The sequence below is a fragment of the Elizabethkingia occulta genome (genome assembly GCF_002023715.1).
In the GTDB taxonomy this organism is placed as follows: Bacteria; Bacteroidota; Bacteroidia; order Flavobacteriales; family Weeksellaceae; genus Elizabethkingia; species Elizabethkingia occulta.
In genome coordinates this window covers 1-16,668 of record NZ_MAHX01000020.1, presented here as the reverse complement: position 1 = coordinate 16,668, position 16,668 = coordinate 1, and the positions used below count along the sequence as shown (strand labels likewise).

General features: G+C 35.2%; 9 protein-coding genes. 5 read left to right on the top strand and 4 right to left on the bottom strand.

What is annotated here, in order from left to right; translation table 11 throughout:
• Positions 1 to 40 precede the first annotated feature (40 nt).
• Positions 41 to 565: an NAD(P)H-dependent oxidoreductase gene (locus tag BAZ10_RS16100; protein ID WP_078772906.1), complete on the top strand. Its 525-nt coding sequence runs from the start codon at positions 41 to 43 to the stop codon at positions 563 to 565.
• On the top strand, positions 562 to 2,397 hold the full coding sequence (locus BAZ10_RS16095; RefSeq protein WP_078772905.1) for a monovalent cation:proton antiporter-2 (CPA2) family protein: 1,836 nt from the start codon (positions 562 to 564) through the stop codon (positions 2,395 to 2,397). The genes BAZ10_RS16100 and BAZ10_RS16095 overlap by 4 nt, the downstream gene beginning before the upstream one ends.
• Here BAZ10_RS16095 and BAZ10_RS16090 read toward each other — a convergent pair.
• Positions 2,394 to 3,194 (bottom strand): head GIN domain-containing protein, encoded by an 801-nt coding sequence (locus BAZ10_RS16090; RefSeq protein WP_078772904.1) that lies wholly within the window; start codon positions 3,192 to 3,194, stop codon positions 2,394 to 2,396. The two genes, BAZ10_RS16095 and BAZ10_RS16090, sit on opposite strands and share 4 nt — an antisense overlap.
• 69 nt (positions 3,195 to 3,263) lie before the next feature.
• Between BAZ10_RS16090 and dcp the strand changes: the two genes are divergently transcribed.
• On the top strand, positions 3,264 to 5,423 hold the full coding sequence (dcp, locus tag BAZ10_RS16085) for a peptidyl-dipeptidase Dcp (RefSeq protein ID WP_078772903.1): 2,160 nt from the start codon (positions 3,264 to 3,266) through the stop codon (positions 5,421 to 5,423).
• Positions 5,424 to 5,489: 66 nt separating this feature from the next.
• Here dcp and BAZ10_RS16080 read toward each other — a convergent pair whose 3' ends face one another.
• Complete coding sequence (locus BAZ10_RS16080) at positions 5,490 to 6,056, bottom strand: hypothetical protein (RefSeq protein ID WP_078772902.1); 567 nt, start codon at positions 6,054 to 6,056, stop codon at positions 5,490 to 5,492.
• 438 nt (positions 6,057 to 6,494) lie between these two features.
• Between BAZ10_RS16080 and BAZ10_RS16075 the strand changes: the two genes are divergently transcribed.
• On the top strand, positions 6,495 to 9,644 hold the full coding sequence (locus BAZ10_RS16075; protein ID WP_078772901.1) for a SusC/RagA family TonB-linked outer membrane protein: 3,150 nt from the start codon (positions 6,495 to 6,497) through the stop codon (positions 9,642 to 9,644).
• A gap of 18 nt (positions 9,645 to 9,662) precedes the next feature.
• On the top strand, positions 9,663 to 11,324 hold the full coding sequence (locus tag BAZ10_RS16070) for a SusD/RagB family nutrient-binding outer membrane lipoprotein (RefSeq protein WP_078772900.1): 1,662 nt from the start codon (positions 9,663 to 9,665) through the stop codon (positions 11,322 to 11,324).
• Between the two features lie 80 nt (positions 11,325 to 11,404).
• Here BAZ10_RS16070 and BAZ10_RS16065 read toward each other — a convergent pair whose 3' ends face one another.
• Both BAZ10_RS16065 and BAZ10_RS16060 read right to left on the bottom strand, forming a co-directional pair.
• A complete protein-coding gene (locus BAZ10_RS16065; RefSeq protein ID WP_078772899.1) occupies positions 11,405 to 13,300 on the bottom strand; it encodes a SusD/RagB family nutrient-binding outer membrane lipoprotein in 1,896 nt (631 codons plus the stop codon).
• Positions 13,301 to 13,319: 19 nt separating this feature from the next.
• Positions 13,320 to 16,226 carry a SusC/RagA family TonB-linked outer membrane protein gene (locus tag BAZ10_RS16060; RefSeq protein ID WP_078772898.1) on the bottom strand — a complete coding sequence of 969 codons (2,907 nt, stop codon included), beginning with the start codon at positions 16,224 to 16,226 and terminating at the stop codon, positions 13,320 to 13,322.
• Between the last annotated feature and the right edge of the window lie 442 nt (positions 16,227 to 16,668).

Here is a 16,668-nt window from a genome sequence, read left to right as displayed (position 1 = left end):
TCTAGCTGATTTTCAGTAAATTTACCAGAAATGTACAACATTGGACAAAACGCTGGTAATATTTGCTCATCCTTATTTTGAATATTCTAAAGCCAACATCAGGCTTATTGAAGCATATCAGAACATTGAGAATGTTACTTTCCGGGATCTTTATGAAGAATATCCCGATTTCAATATTGCTGCATTTAAAGAGAGAAAAAGACTGATGGTATATGATACCATTATATTCCATTTTCCGATGATCTGGTTTGGTATGCCTCCTTTACTGAAGTTATGGATAGATGAAGTCTTTGATATGAAGTGGCTATCCGGTCCTGACACAAGTCCTGTAAAAGGAAAAAAAGCCTATATTGTATTGACTACGGGAGGTTCTCAAAATGCCTATACACCTGACGGGATATATGGAAATCCGGCCGAAGATTATATTAAAACACTTACCCAAAGTCTGAAGATTAATCTTGTCTCTGTAGAGGATATTATTATAATTTATAATTCGGATCAGCTTTCAGATCATGAATTGAATCATCAGTGTAAAAACATCAGAAAATTAGCATTAAACACGTGAGCGAACAAATATTCACCAATACACTTATATTTTTAGGAGCAGCTATTATCATGGTTCCTCTGGTGAGAAAATTGGGATTTAGTTCGGTTATTGGTTATATATTAGGCGGTATTATTATTGGTCCCTTCGTGCTTAAACTTACAGGGAATGCAGACGATGTAATGCATGCCACCGAATTTGGTGTCGTTATGCTTCTGTTTATTGTAGGTCTGGAACTGGAACCTAAAAAATTCTGGTCTATGCGCCGGACCATACTTGGATTGGGAGGTATGCAGATGCTGGCAACAACAGCATTTTTATTTCTCATATTCTTCTGGACAGGATGGTATTATAAGATAGCAATTACGATGGCATTATGTTTCGCCTTATCTTCCACCGCCATTGTTCTACAGACATTAAAGGAAAAAAACTTATTTAATACGGCCGCAGGCGAAGCCTCTTTCTCAATTCTTTTATTACAAGACATTGCAGTTATTCCAATCTTAGCCTTTCTTCCCTGGATTGCTAATCCGGATATGGATCAGGTGAATCATTCGGCGCTACTTATCAACATGCTTCCCAACTGGATGAAACCTTTTTCGGTACTCATTGGTGTAGGGATTCTTATTATATTAGGTCGTTATATTTTTGTGCCTTTTCTTCGTTACGTTTCTTCTTCAGGAATGAATGAACTTCTCACTGCTACTTCCCTATTTTTAGTCGTTGGTGTTTCACATCTAATGACATTAATCGGACTTTCCCCTGCACTAGGAGCATTTTTAGCAGGTGTTATGCTTGCTAATTCCGAGTTCAGACACGAACTGGAAAGCAACATAAATCCATTTCGGGGACTTTTACTCGCTGTATTCTTTGTTAGCGTAGGATCTACCATTAACTTTAACGTTATTAAGGATGATCCTTTATTTATATTTTCCGTTGTTGCTATCATCCTCATTGTAAAGTTTGCGATACTTTTTTGTATCGGAAAGGTCTTTAAAATGAGTATAGAACAGAATCTGCTAATGTCTCTCGGTTTGTCTCAGGTAGGAGAATTCGCACTTGTACTCCTCAGCTTCTCCACCAAACTTTATCTGATTAATGAGGAGCTTAATTCCCAGTTGATGGCTGTAGTAGCCATCACTATGTGTATTACACCGATACTACTATTAATCAATGAAAAGCTTATAGATCCTTATTTCAATGTAAAAGTAAGTGATGATCCCCATAAAAATGACGGAATGTTTGGTGAAAACAAAATTATCATCGTAGGATACGGCCACTTTGGAAGTACTGTAGGCCGTCTTTTAAAAGTCAATGGCTTTCAGGCTACTATTCTGGATCATGACTCGGATAGAGTAAGAATGTTAAGAGATAACGGGCTGAAGGTTTTTTACGGTGATGCTACCCGAACGGAACTGCTAAGAGTTGCCGGTGCCGAAAAAGCTAAAATATTAGTTTTATGTCTTGACAGCCCTGAAGACAATTATACAATTATCCAGATTGCGAGAAAACAATTTCCACATCTCAAAATATTTGTCCGTGCAAGAAACAGACTTGACAATTACGACTTTCTGAACAAAGGTGTTGAGAATATTTACCGCGAAACATTAGGAACGGCTGTAAATATGGGAGTAGATATCCTTCAAGCCGCAGGTATGCGCCGATATGCAGCTCGTAGAATAGGGCACCGTTTCGAAATTATTGATAAATTATCTACACGCCGTCTGGCCAAAGAAAGATTAAAAGAAACTCCAACCTTCACTATCAAGGAAGCCTTGGAACGTGAAGCCGAATTGCTGAAAGACGATAATATATCTTTCGATGACCAGCACTGGGTAGATATAGAAAGTTAGCGGATTGTTACACTCCCGCTGCTGCTCTCATTTTTACTAATAGATGGATTACCGTTTCTATAGATAACTACATCTCCACTGGAAGAGGCACTGGCGTTAGCTTCTTTAGTCACTGAAACCAAAACATCACCTGAGCTGGATGCTTCTACACGAGCCTTTTCTGCCTGAACATCTTTTGCATTAATTGTTGCAGAAGATGATGCACTTGCACTAAAATCTTTTACTTTTCCTTTTACAAAAATATCACCGGAAGAAGATGCTCCCAGCGTAGCATTTAGAGCCCAGATCGTTCCTTTATAAGAACCACTGCTGTTGGATTTAATGTCCATACTATTCGCTTCAAAGTCTCCTTCCAGACTACCGCTATTGGTTGTAGAGATACTCATTTTATCCTGAGTAAATTTATCTTTAACAATAACATCTGCAGAAGAGTTGGCTTTGATACTGCTAAAATCTTTAGCAAAGATCTTAACTTTCACATTTTTGGTAGACAGATTAATTCTGAAACCACTTTTATAATGTATATGCAAATCTCCACCGTTATTCTCTACCAATATCAAATCCTGAAGATCTGAAGGTGCAGAAATAACTACTTTTTCTGTTCCTGATTTTATAACTTCAGCATCCAGTCCGGAGCTTACTTCTATAGAATTAAAATCCCCAGAATAGGTTTTATCTGTAACTGGACCTGTTCCTTTTACATCAGTAAAACTTATTACGGCTCCCTCCCCTGATTTCACTTTAATACAGGATTGGAACACAACTAAGGCAATTGCCAGAATACTTAATTTTTTCATATCATACAGATTTAGGTTAACTTAAAAAATACGTAACTTTCGCTACATATATAATTAGACAACCGAACTATGAGAAAAGTTACATCTTTAGCATTAATTTCTTTGGGATTATTTGCTACAGGACAATCTAAACAACAAAAAACAATGAACCAAAGCCATAATACATCCAAAGTTACTAACAATTCTGTTTCGTCTCAGAATCCTTTGCTTCGCAAGAGTACTTTACAATATCAGGCGCCTGAATTTGATAAAATTAAAGACGAAAATTTCAAGCCGGCATTCGATTATGGCATTAAGGAACAATTAAAAGAAATTGATGCCATTGCTAATAACAGTGAAGCTCCAACTTTTAAAAATACAATACTGGCTTTAGAAACCAGTGGACGTGATTACGCAAGAGCTATATTGGTTTTCTCTAATCTTAATAGTGCCAACACTAACCCTACTCTACAAAAATTAGATGAAGAGTACGCTCCGATATTTGCAGCACACGCCGATAAAATTTACTTGAACACCAAGCTTTATAACAGAGTAAAAAAAGTATATGATCAGCGTAACAGTCTGAATCTGGATCAGGAAAGCCTACGTTTGGTAGAAGTATATGAGCAAAAATTTGAAATTGCCGGGGCCAATCTTTCTGATGCCAAAAAGCAAGAATTAAAACAAATCAACGGACAACTAGCAACACTTTCTTCTGCTTTTAACAATAAGCTTTTAGCAGCAAGAAAAGCAGGTGCTCTTATTGTATCCGATGTTAAAGAACTGGATGGTCTTTCCCAGGATGAAATTGCAGCAGCAGCTCAGGATGCTAAAAATGCAGGTCAGGACGGAAAATATCTTTTAGCATTACAAAACACAACTCAGCAACCTTTATTACAAAATCTGAAAAACAGAGCTACAAGAGAAAAATTGTTTAAAGCTGCCTGGACAAGAGCAGAAAAAGGTGATGAAAATGATACAAGAGCTACCTTAGAAAAAATTGCAGCCTTAAGACTTAAAAAAGCACAATTATTAGGCAAAAAAAGTTTCTCAGAGTGGGCATTACAGGATCAGATGGCTAAAACGCCGGAAGCTGCAATGGATCTGTTAGCAAAATTAGCAGCTCCTGCTGTAAAAAAAGCAAAAGAAGAAGCTTCTGAGATACAACAACTGATTGATAAGCAAAACGGAGGATTTAAACTAGAACCTTGGGACTGGAATTTCTATGCGGAGCAGGTAAGAAAAGCAAAATATGACTTGGATGAAAATCAGATTAAGCCTTATTTTGAGGTAACTACTGTATTAGAAAAAGGAGTTTTCTATGCAGCAGAAAAACTTTACGGATTAAAATTTAAAGAAAGAAAAGATCTTCCTGTATACCATCCAGACGTTGTAGCTTATGAAGTATTTGACAGAGATGGAAAATCCATAGCAATTTATTATTTGGATTTCTATACGCGTGATAACAAAAACGGAGGAGCATGGATGAGCAATTTTGTGGAACAGTCTCATGTACTGGGACAAAAACCAGTTATTGTTAATGTATTCAATTACCAGAAACCTGCTCCAGGAAAATCTTCACTTATCAGCTATGATGATGTAACAACTATGTTCCACGAATTTGGGCATAGTATTCATGGTATGTTTGCTGATCAGAAATATACAACACTATCCGGGACCAATGTACCTCGTGACTTTGTAGAATTTCCTTCTCAGATTAACGAACACTGGGCTTTGGAACCATCAGTATTAAAAAATTATGCAGTTCATTATCAAACTAAACAGCCTATTCCACAGGAATTAGTAGATAAACTAAAAAAATCTAAAACCTTTAATGAAGGCTATGCTGTAACTGAATTATTAGCAGCTGCAACATTAGATATGGCTTGGCATAGTATTACATCTGAAAGCCAGTTGAAGCCTGCAAATGATTTTGAAACTGAGGCATTAAAAAAATATGGTTTGTTAGTAAATGAGGTTCCTACGAGATATCACTCTCCATACTTTTTACACATTTGGAGTAATGGATATGCATCAGGTTACTATGCTTATATGTGGTCGGAGATGTTAGACTTCAATGCATATGACTGGATTGAAAAACATGGCGGACTAACCCGTGAAAATGGAGATCGCTTCCGTAAATATATTCTTTCCGTAGGTAATAGTGTTGATCTGAATAAAACTTTCAAGGAGTTTAATGAAAAATCACCAACTATCGATCCTTTACTAGAAGGCAGAGGGTTAAAATAAAATAAGAAAAGGCTTCCAAATTGGAAGCCTTTTATATTTATTTTCTTTATCCTTTATCTCAGATTCCTATTTCAAAATCTGTACATCCGATTCTTTAATATTATAGTATTTAACTACTGCATTATAGTCCTGATAGTTCACAGGTGAAGTCCCAACATTTCCTTTAGTACTTGCTTGTGCGGATGCAGACATATTACCTGGAACAATAACAGCTCTGAATCTCTGATTCTGTAAAACAGGAGCTACATAGCTTTCAGGATTATCTTTATTAAAAGTACCTCCGGCAAAGAATGTTACTCCACTTACACGAAAATTAAAATCAAAATCAATTTGTCTGCTAGTAGTTCCATCTGCACTAAATGCATAATATGTTCTTGGAATTAACTGCCAAACATTTTGCCCGTTTGAAACACTTTCTAATCTGTAAATAAATACATTATCCCCTGTCGGGATATTTTTTTGAAATGGTACAGATACCTGATATCCATTCCCTTTAGAAAAAGAAACAGTTGTCTCAGTTACCAAAGCAATTGTATCCTGATCGTTTACAACTTGCGTATCATTATTCCTGTCGCAAGAAACAGCCGTTAAAGTTGCTCCTGCTAAAAGTAGAGCCGAGATATAAGTTTTCATATTTAATATGTTTAGAATTAAATCTGAATAAACAAGTTGTATGCCATTTTTTTACTATAAAATTTTCATTTACAACAAAAACAGCAAATTGATCTCATTTATTAGTCAATTATAACCGACAAAATTTACAACTTCTCACTTCTTAAAATCAGACGTAAATAATGCCTAAAACATTTAAAAACAGATAACACAATGGGATCTAACACTAAAAATAAAACATAAAAAAGGTAATTACTAATTATTTTTTACATGAAAATTTTCCATATCAAATAACTTATTATTTAAATAAAAAATATAACAATAAAAACAAATAAAAACATAATAATAAAAAATATTAAAGAATAAATATTGAAAAATTATGCAATGAAAATATTTAATAAAAAATAAACATTCATTTTATTTTTTTTATTAATATTAAACACTATTTAAATAAAAACCATGAATAAATTAAATGTAAAGATTCCCTTTACAATGGCTGTTGTATGCTTTCTATTTAGCACAAGCAACTATGTAAAGGCTCAAAAAACAAAAAATGACTCCTCAAAAACAAAAGAAATTCAGGAGGTCGTAGTAACAGCTCTCGGAATTAAACGGGAACAAAGAAAATTAGGCTATTCTATCACACAGGTAAGCTCAAAAGATATCACAGATGCTGGAGTAGTAAACCCAATGGCCGCATTACAAGGAAAAGTTCCCGGTGTAAACATTACTGCCGGAGCTGGTGGCCCCCAATCCAGTTCACGTATATTAATACGAGGAAATACTTCGTTAGGCCCTAATAATCAGCCTTTAATTGTTATTGACGGAATTATTATGGATAATTCAACTACTGGTGCAGGAGAATGGGGCGAAGATTATGACTTTGGAAATGAAATGAAAAACCTCAATTCCGAAAGTTTTGAATCAGTTTCTGTTCTAAGAGGCGCTGCTGCATCATCTTTATATGGATCCAGAGCTGCTAACGGAGTAATTGTTATTACAACAAAAAAAGGAAGAAAAAGTAATGGTATTGGAGTAAGAATATCCTCATCTCTTACTGCAGAACAAGTATACGCAGGTCCAAAATTCCAGAATAAGTTCGGAGGAGGTTTAACTCCAGATTTTACAAAAGGTACAGACGGCATAAATATGCTTGATCCAAATACTGTTTTTTACAGCTATGGTCCTGCATTCGATGGGTCTAAAGTGAGGGACATAGATGGACGTATTATTGACTGGACAGCAAAGCCTGATAACTGGAAACAACTATATCAGACAGGCTTTAATAGAAACAACCTTTTGGAGCTAAGTGGTGGAACAGATAAATCTACTTACATATTTAGTTATAACAATAATTATACACAAGGCATTCTACCTCGTAATAGTTTCAAAAAAGACGCTTTTTATTTCCGAGGTACACACGAGTTCAGCAAATATCTGCAGTTGGATGCCAGTATTAACTATACCAAAACTTTTTCCGAAAATCCGTTACCACAAGGAGGCGGAGCTGCTCCGCTATATTGGATCGCGTACAATGTACCTCGGAATTTTGATATGAACTACTGGAAAGACCGCTATATAGATCCTGTAAATGGAGGAATACTACGTGGTGCAGCGGACCCTTATGGCATGGCCAGCTCTTTATTTAATTTGTATCAAAATACCAGGACCCAGGCTGAGAACAATTATATGGGAAGAATGGAGCTAAAATCCAAGGCGACAGATTGGCTTGATTTTACTTTCAGTGCAAATTTTAATAATATTTATCTTTTAAGGGAAAATAAATTGCGAGGTACAGATCCCGGTTTTCGAGGAGGCTCTTATGAGACCGCTGAAGGCAGAAAAGAGCAGTTAAATTTCAGATTTATGGCTAATGGGCGATTCAAGCTAATGGAAGGCCTGGATATGTCTGCCACAGCAGGTGCAGAAGAATGGCGCTCTAAATATAAAGAAACCATTATAAGAACTAAAGGCGGATTGAAAACTCCTGATATATTTGAAATTACAAATTCTGTAGACCCTATAGAAGTAGTATTTAATTATACCGATGGTTATCAATCTCCAAAGATCATCCGCTCTCTGTATGCTTTTGCTAATTTCAATTTTAAAGATCAATTATTTGTAGATATAACTGGAAGAAATGACTGGTCTTCTACTCTGGCTTACCCTAAACTAACTGGCATTACAGGCAAAACCAGTTTTTTCTATCCATCTTTCACTGCTAACTGGAATTTTTCCCAAACTTTCAAATTGCCAAAATGGTGGGGATATAGTAGCTTGAGAGCTGCATTAGCATGGACAGGTAAGGATACCAGCCCTTTCAATACAAGTGCAGGTTTATTTTATAAAAACAACAGAACATATCAACTACCGGAAGGAGGACAGATTTCTTTACCAGAGTTTAATAGCTCTACGTTAGCCAATCTTAATCTGAAAAATGAACTAACCCGATCTATAGAATTCGGACTTAATATGTCTTTCCTTAAAAGCAGATTAGATCTGGATGTTTCCTATTATAAAAACAATACAACTAATCAGATTCTTTCCTTGCCCATACCTATTGAATCCGGGGTACAATCCCAACAAATTAATGCTGGGAATATTCAAAATGAAGGCATAGAAATAACTCTAAATACTACACCAATAAAAACTGAAAATTTTAAATGGAATTCTACTATTAACTTCAGTAAAAACAAAGATAAAATCATCTCCCTTACCCCTGGAGTAGAAGAATATATACTTGAATGGTCTTTCGGTCGCGACATAAGAAGTATTGCCATTCCAGGCAATGAATATGGCTTAATACAAACCAAATATGGTTTTGCACGTTATCAGGCTTTGGATAATAACGGAAACAAAATAGATGACCCTAAAAACGGGATGAAAGTACTTAAGCCCAATGGTCAGTATATGCGATCTGATTCTTATCAGAATCAAGGCTATGTAAATGTAGGTAAAATGGCTCCTGATTTTTTAGCAAGCTTCAGAAATAGTTTCAGATATAAAAATGTAAGTCTGAATGTACTGATTGATGCGAGAGTTGGCGGAAATATTATTTCGGCTACTTACAATTACGCTTCTCAGCTTGGAGCATTAGAGCATACATTATACGGCAGAACTCCCGAAACCGGAGGCATTTCTTATACAGATTCACAAGGAAATAAAAGAGTAGGTATTATTCCGGAAGGTGTTTTCGCACAGGGTACAGAGATAACAGATCTCTCCGGAACAAAACGTAATGTAGGTGGAATGACCTATCAAGAAGCATATAACAATGGCTGGATAACCCCATTACGAACTGACATATATTACAGAGCATTAGGCTCATGGGGAACAGGTATACGGGAACAAGCCGTTCTTAAAAATACATGGGTAGCACTAAGAGAACTTTCCATTGGTTATGATTTTCCTAAAACCTTAATACATCAAGTTGGGCTCCAAAATCTCAAAGTATCTCTTGTTGGCAGAAACCTATTCTACATCTATAATAGCCTCACAGATAATATTAATCCGGAAGGTCTGTACAATAACAGATCGGGATCGGCAATAGAATACGGTGGTATACCTTTTACCAGATACATAGGTTTCCATTTAGATTTTACATTTTAATTAAACTGACTACTTATCATGAAAAAAATATTATTTATTATAACCGGGTGCATTATATTAAACTCCTGCACCAGAGAATTTGCAGAGACTAATACTAACCCAGCAGACATATTAAGCGCTAACCCCGAGGATCTCTTTCCTACAGCTTTACAGGCTAATTTTGGTAATAGTTTCGAATATTATTACGATTATTACCGGGGAATAATGCCCTGGAGTCAGCTAACCGTTTCTTCAAATGGTAATGCACAAGAGTTTATGAATAATGCTGCCAATATGAATGCTCGTTATGCTAATTTTTATGGCACTTATGGTGGATTATTAACAGATATGATCCATATTATCAACAATAAAACAACACAAGAACAAAGCAGATATGTATACGTTAAAAGTGTTGCCCGCATTATGAAGGCATACTATGCATGGTATGTATCTGATGTTAATGGTAGTATGCCATATCTTGAAGCATTTCAGGCTCGGTACGGTGGAATAAAAACTCCAAAATATGAAACTCAGGACCAGTTATACAAAATTTTTGATGATGAACTAAAAGATGTTGTAAGCCAGATACAAAATGTAGATGCTTCCTCACAGGTAACTTTTGGTAATAAGGATATTATATATGGAGGCAATATGGACAAATGGATTAAGGCCGCCAATACCATTAGAATAAAAATAGCCTTAAGATTATCTAAAAGAGATCCACAGAGAATGATCCTCATTATTAACGATGTTATAAATAAACCACTCATGACAAGCCCCGATGATGATTTTTCGATAAGAGGCCGAAGATTTACCGAGCATGGCAACTTTAATCCTTCTGGCTTCTATGGTTCTGCTCCCTTAATTAACTTTATGGTTAATAAAAATGATTCTCTTAAAAATGATCCTCGATTACCTATATTCTTTTACAGAAATGATTATTCTGCAAACAATATACAAACTCTCATTAACGCTAAACTACTTCCTACTTCGGATATAAGTAAAGTAAATAATAACAGATATATCGGTGGTACTACCAGCCCTGATGCTGCCAGCAAAGCCAGAGAATACAACGGAGCCAGAAGACGCTACAATGACAAGGTATATGATACAATATCCAGAGTACAGGAAAGACTTTGGCAACCAGATTTTAATGCTGGATCCGGAAACTCAATTATGCCCTTAATTACATATTCGGATCTTTGTTTAATGAAAGCCGAACTAGCATTTAATAAAATAATCGGAGGAGATCCTGCAATTTTTTACAAACAAGGTATCGAAGCCTCTATTGAAACCTATAATAAAATTGCTAAAGAAGCTGCAATTAATAAATCTACCCCGACAACCTCTAGCCAGATTAGTCAATTTATAACTTCACCTAATATAGCATATAATCCAGCTATAGGATTACAGCAAATTTATATTCAACAATTCATTAATTACTTTAAACAGCCCAATGAGGCATGGGCATTAATAAAAAGAACCGGTATGCCTAATGAAAACACATTACTTAAGTTGGAAGTTTTATATGGAGGAGGAAATCTTCTAATAATGCCAAGGAGAATAGCTTTACCTTCGCCATCAAAAGATAATCTGAATTATCAAAACCAACAATCAGCTCTTGATCAAATGAAACAAGATCCTGATTTTGGAGCTAGTGAGAGTGATATTCAAGGACGTATCTGGTGGGATAAGAAATAAATAGCCCTGCAATACAAACTTAGACAAATAAAAAAACGACCTGTTATCAGGTCGTTTTTTTATTTATTAGTAATACGAAATTACTGCTTTTTAGCCCACCACAGAGGAGTGAATACATTATCAGCCCCCCCTAAAAGAGATGTTGCCTGTGTATATCCTTTAGGGTCAGAATTTCTAAATGCACTTGGGTATTTCAATCGCTGAGGGAAGAAATTAACCTGATTTGTCATATAGTTTCCTGAGTTTAATGCTGGTAAGTTTGGTAATGGGTTCTCAATCGCCGGATTTTCAAAGAAAGGTAATCCTAATCGTCTGTGATCATTCCATGATTCAAGCGGTAGCCAAGGCATATTAGCCAGGTACTTCTGAGTGATAATTTTGGTTAGTTTATCATTCTTAAATGCTCCGTTTTTATAAATTGTATTTACCGGATAATTAACATTCACAGATACCAATGTATTGGTATTTGGATCCATATACTTCATCGTATGAGTAGCTCCAGGTTCGGTAGTATGGCTATAGCTAACAGAAGTACCATCTCTATTGTATTCTGTAGAACCTATATATTGTCCATAGAAACCAGAAACATTATTATATGCAAAGCTATCCTGAATACCTTTATTATATGCCGTTTCATCTGACATTGGTGTTGCCCAGCCTTTTAATGCCGCTTCAGCAATTAGAAAATATGATTCCCAGCTTGCAAAGAATATACGGGAATTAGAACTACCTCTATATTGCTGTCCAAGACCTGGCAATCTGCCTACTAAACCTCTAAGCCCATTTCTTTGTCCTTTAGCCCCCCAATCTCCTAAAGCTAAAGCATTCCATGTTGCATCTGTTGGAATTGTCTTTTTAGTACCATTAGCAAATGTTAATTCTCCAAAATTAGTTTTGGCATCATTAGTATAAGTTGGATAAAATGAATATACTGGATTATCAAAATCTCCCGGAATAAAAAATGTTTTATAAGCTCTTGGGTCTATCTTATTTGGCAATCCATCCATCCAGTAACCTGCTGAAGGATCATTGGTTTTAGATGAAAATTGTTCATCATATTTTACTCCAATATAATCATCTGATTTAATAGCCCAATGTATACCTGACCCTAACTGGTCTGCAGATTTTATACCTCCAAGACCTAAATATAGGTTATTAAGTGTTGAAGACAATAATTGAGAATTCCATTCTCTGGACATCACTCCAGTTAAAGGATCCCAGCCTGCTTTTTCAGCAACTGTAAAATTTTGATCACTACTGCTGATATACATATTGGTAGCAACAGCTGCCTCAAATTCTGATTTCGCCTTTGCGGGATCTACTTCAGACATACGCATCGCCAATCTCATTCTCATGGAATTTGCATACCTGATCCATTTATTCCAGTCATATTTATATGCCAAATCAAATTTAGTATCTTGCATCTTTATATTCAGATCTATTTTTGATACTGCATCTTTTAATTCAGCTAGCATAAAATAATATACATCTTTCTGGGAATTAAACTCCGGATTCTTATTCTGAGCAGCAACTATAGGCATTGCTCCATAGATATCAGTCATTTCACTCATCAGATAGGCTCTCCAGATTCTGGCTACTTGCATTACATTATTATTATATGGAGCAGCAGTACCATTACTAGCTTTAAGTTCTGCCATCTGAATAGCAGTATTAACGTTGGTTGTCCATTCAGAAGCATATTTCCAATATTCAGAAGACCAATCATCATTATCAGTACCTCCGGCAATTCCATTAGCAAAGTGTTGTCTTGCAGCTGTTTTCCACATAAGTACAAAAGCTCTTTCTGCAATATTTGGATCCTGTTGTGCCCCTAAAATAGAATTATGAAGAAAATATTCTGGTAAAACCTGATTTTCATTTGCAGAATAAGGATCTACGTTAATCTTATCAAAGTCACTACAATTAGTTAAGAATAGTGTTGATGCAATAACTGCGGGTAATATATATTTTTTCATTTTTAATTGTAATAAATAATTAGAAACCAAGTGTTAGGTTAAAGAAATAAGATCTGCTCGTAGGCAATGCAAAGTTTTCAAAACCAACTGCATTAGAACTCAATGCAAAAACAGATTCGGGATCTACGCCTTTCGCCTTACTATAAATCATCCATACATTGTTTGCAGAAACTGAAACTTTAGCGCTCTTAATTACAGACTTTTCAAACATAGATTTAGGGAAATTGTAAGAAATCTGAACATTTCTTAAACGTACATTGGTTGCATCATATACATTTTGTTCTGTGATGCCAAAATTACCAGATGTTAGTGAACCAACAGCATTCCAATATCTCTGCTGTGTGGTTTCTGTAGTATTTACTTTATAACCACTACCATCTGCTACAACACCATCAACCACAAAGTTATCTCTTTTGCCTCCCGGAGCTGTAATTTCAGCTAATCCTGATTTTTGTAATGCAGCCTGAGTTCCGGAAAAGAATTTCCCACCAAATCTACCATCTATCTGGAATGATAATCCAAAGTTTTTATACGAGAAACTATTGGTTAACCCAACCAAAGCTCTAGGAGTCTGATCGCCTAAATAGAACATTCCTTCTTCCGCTAAAGGAGCACCGTTTCCGTCCACAACTATTTTACCATTATAAGGGCTATTAGCATCATTGACTCTTTTGAATCTAGATCCGAAAATAGCACCATATCTTGCACCAACCTGAGCATTAATCAATACATTATCAAATCCTCCCAGTTTATACATCGTCAGATCTTCATACAATGCATTAATAGTATTCTTATTCTGAGAATAGTTTGCATTTAGGTTCCATACAAAACGACCATTGTTGATAATATCAGAATTCACCATGATCTCAAACCCCTTATTCTGGATTTCCCCTGCATTAATTTTTTTGAATGAATACCCAGAAAGTGGATTCATTGGTAAATTAATTAACTGATCTTGAGACTTTGTATTATAATAACTGAAATCAATTGAAACTCTATTGAAAAGCTTAATATCTGCTCCCAATTCAAAAGTCTTTAGTAACTCATTTCTTACATTAGCATCAAAAAGTACTGGTTTTCTGCCTGTAATAACATTACCATAAGGATCTCTTCCTACTGTATAAGTATTATATAACTCATATGGCTCTAGTGCATTACCTGTAACAGCATATGAAGCCCTTACTTTTGCGAATGAAAGTATTTTTGATTTACCACCACCTAATTTATTAATCATATCTGTTACAACTAATGAAGTACTAATAGATGGATAAAAATAAGACCTGTTTTCAATGCCAAGAGTTGAAGACCAGTCATTTCTGGCCGTAGCATTGATAAACCAATATCCATCATAGTTAATTTCTGCTGCCGCAAATACAGAATTAATCTTCTTATTTAACTTAACAGTTTGAATTAATGGATTACCAAGAGAATTATTAATATCAAAATAATTAGGTATTGTCAAATTAGAAGCAGAAAGATAAATAGCATCAGTCTTGGTCTCCATCATCTGCCCGTAAACAGACAAGCTGGCGCCCCATTTTCCAACAATATTATCTTTCTTAGCTGTTAAACTTGTTATATAATTATTCTCGTAGAATTTTTCCTGGCTTACATTGTAAGAATTATTCCATTTAGAGCCAGACCATGTTTTGTTCTCGGCATTCAGAGAATAGAAATCAGTTCCTATTCTAACGTCTGCACTTAGCCAATCATTAAACTGATATTTCAAATAACCGCTCATAATAAAACGGTCCTTTTTATCCTCATTCAGTCTGTTATAAGATGTCCAATAAGGATTAACCCCATTAGAAGTAATCCATCTTGATTTTACACCATTCTCCATCTGACCATCTTTATAGTCTCTGATATCAATATTTCTTGGCATTAAAAGAACATCAGGATAAAGATTACCCCCATCTGACATACCGCTTACAGGCCTGTTGTTAGCCCTTGCACTAATATATTGAAACTTAACATCTGATGTCCATCTTTTATTCTCACCGAAATTAGAACTCATTTTAGCCATGAAATTCCATCTTTCATATTTAGAATTTGGAATCTGACTATTGCTATTAAGATATGTTGCCGAAGTATATAAGTTTGTTCCAGCTCCTAGATTTTCCTGAAAAGTCACATTATGCTGAACATTGCTTCCAACTTTAAAAAAGTTATTAATATTGTCATATACTTTCCCTTTAATAGGAGCTCCCCAGCTACTGGTATCCTGACTTCCCGCAGGATAATCACCTCCATCAGTTCCTCTACCAAAAGAACTTTGTAAATCAGGCTTGATAAACATGCTTTCAAAGCCCATACTTGTGGAATAAGTAATTCCTACTCCTCCACCTTTTTTCTTACCTGTTTTAGTTGTAATTAAGATAACACCATTACCGGCTCTTGAACCATATAATGCAGATGCAGCACCTCCTTTTAAAACAGACATGCTTTCAATATCTTCTGGGTTAAGATCACTTAGTCCATTCCCCATATCCATATCGGGAATCCACATATCATTGTTCTTATCCTGAGAATTGCTTCTACTTTTATTACCTGCAGCATTACTCATCGGAACTCCATCAACAACAATCAGTGGCTGGTTATCTCCTCTTAGGGAATTAAACCCTCTAAGATTAATTTTAGAAGAAGAAGCTGGCCCGTTATTACCTTTAATAATCTGAAGACCCGCTACTTTACCAACCAAAGCATTTGTAACGTTAGTTTCCTTTGCATCTACTAAAGCCTGGCCTTTAACTTCTTGAAATGAATAGCCTAAAGCTTTCTTTTCCTTTTTCACACCATAGGCTGTAACCACAACTTCATCAATGCTGGAAGTTTTAATAGAATCTTTTTTTTGTGCGTAACTCATTACCGATGCTAGAAGCAAAGGCATTTGTAATAGCCCAAGTTTAATTACAACTTTTTTCATACAGTTATTTTAAATCAGACAAACATATAAAAAAAAATTAATAAAATATTAACATTACTTAAAATTCAGTTAAAACTAATAAAGGTTATAACATTATAATAATAAAGTTAATTTGTATTAATTATATGCATAAATAACTACGGAAATTACAGTTTTTCGTATATAAGAATTAGATATTGATAAAGAAATGATTAACCAAAAAGCATGGTTAGAATTAGATGAAAGTGCCAAAATTAGTTAAAAAAATATAGTATTCCTATATACTCTATAAACTTAATAGTCATATAAATTATAGGTCATAAGTTCGTAAGGTCTATAGGTTTAAGGTTATTAGAGTTTTATGACCTTAAGTCTTATAACTTCTGTAACCGTATTATAACCTCTATAACATCCGTGAATCTTATAACCTGTATAACTTACCTAACCATTATAACCATTCTGG

Coding starts and splice junctions, on each gene's coding strand:
- BAZ10_RS16065 (WP_078772899.1), bottom strand. CDS start 13,300: ATGAAAAAATATATATTACCCGCAGTTATTGCATCAACACTATTCTTA.
- BAZ10_RS16090 (WP_078772904.1), bottom strand. CDS start 3,194: ATGAAAAAATTAAGTATTCTGGCAATTGCCTTAGTTGTGTTCCAATCC.
- BAZ10_RS16080 (WP_078772902.1), bottom strand. CDS start 6,056: ATGAAAACTTATATCTCGGCTCTACTTTTAGCAGGAGCAACTTTAACG.
- BAZ10_RS16070 (WP_078772900.1), top strand. CDS start 9,663: ATGAAAAAAATATTATTTATTATAACCGGGTGCATTATATTAAACTCC.
- BAZ10_RS16060 (WP_078772898.1), bottom strand. CDS start 16,226: ATGAAAAAAGTTGTAATTAAACTTGGGCTATTACAAATGCCTTTGCTT.
- dcp (WP_078772903.1), top strand. CDS start 3,264: ATGAGAAAAGTTACATCTTTAGCATTAATTTCTTTGGGATTATTTGCT.
- BAZ10_RS16075 (WP_078772901.1), top strand. CDS start 6,495: ATGAATAAATTAAATGTAAAGATTCCCTTTACAATGGCTGTTGTATGC.